Annotated in this window: 1 pseudogene; it reads left to right on the top strand. The window is 68.6% G+C overall.

Going from position 1 to position 656, the window contains the following annotated elements:
- Positions 1-656 (top strand): annotated as a pseudogene (locus tag G7A99_RS23375) (ribonucleoside-diphosphate reductase subunit alpha); the annotation flags it as partial.

Below are 656 nucleotides of genomic sequence, written 5' to 3'. Positions count from 1 at the left end.
CGGCCGGTGGGGCTCGGGCTCATGGGCTTCCACGACGCGCTCTACCGGCTGCGCCTGCCCTACGACTCCGAGGCCGCCGTGGCCTTCGCCGACGAGTCCATGGAGGCGATCAGCTACTACGCCATCCGTGCGTCCACGGACCTCGCCGCCGAGCGCGGCCGCTACGCCAGCTTCGAGGGCTCGCTGTGGAGCCGCGGCGTGCTGCCCATCGACTCCCAGCGCCTGCTCGCCGAGGCGCGGGACGGACACCTGGAGGTCGACACCACCGAGCGCCTGGACTGGGTGGCGCTACGCGAGCGGGTGCAGCAGGTGGGCATGCGCAACTCCAACTGTCTGGCGATTGCGCCCACGGCGACCATCGCCAACATCACCGGCATCTCCCAGGGCATCGAGCCCACCTTCCAGAACCTGTACGTGAAGTCGAACCTCTCCGGCGAGTTCACCGTGGTGAACCCGTACCTGGTGTGCGATCTCAAGGCCCACGGCCTGTGGGACGAGGTCATGGTCAACGATCTCAAGTACTTCGACGGCTCCGTCGGCCCCATCGACCGGGTCCCGGACGAGCTCAAACGCCTCTATGCCACCGCCTTCGAGGTGGATCCCCACCGGCTCGTGGACGCCGGCAGCCGGCGGCAGAAGTGGCTGGACCAGTCCCA

Source organism: Arhodomonas sp. KWT, assembly GCF_010993615.1.
This window is presented reverse-complemented; position numbering and strand designations above follow the sequence as displayed.